This window comes from Nisaea nitritireducens (assembly GCF_014904795.1).
In the GTDB taxonomy this organism is placed as follows: Bacteria; Pseudomonadota; Alphaproteobacteria; order Thalassobaculales; family Thalassobaculaceae; genus Nisaea; species Nisaea nitritireducens.
Genome location: NZ_JACZFS010000091.1, coordinates 1 through 296, shown reverse-complemented (window position 1 = coordinate 296; position 296 = coordinate 1). Strand labels below are relative to the sequence as shown.

Sequence of the window (296 nt, the reverse complement as noted above, 5' to 3'; positions counted from 1 at the left end):
AATGACCCTCCCCGGTTGAGCCGGGGGCTTTCACATCAGACTTAAGAAACCGCCTGCGAGCCCTTTACGCCCAATAATTCCGGACAACGCTTGCCACCTACGTATTACCGCGGCTGCTGGCACGTAGTTAGCCGTGGCTTTCTGGTTAGGTACCGTCAAGGTGCCGCCCTATTTGAACGGCACTTGTTCTTCCCTAACAACAGAGCTTTACGATCCGAAAACCTTCATCACTCACGCGGCGTTGCTCCGTCAGACTTTCGTCCATTGCGGAAGATTCCCTACTGCTGCCTCCCGTA

Annotated in this window: 1 rRNA gene; it reads right to left on the bottom strand. The window is 54.7% G+C overall.

The window, feature by feature from the left end:
* Positions 1 to 296, bottom strand: a 16S ribosomal RNA gene (locus tag IG629_RS22500); the annotation flags it as partial.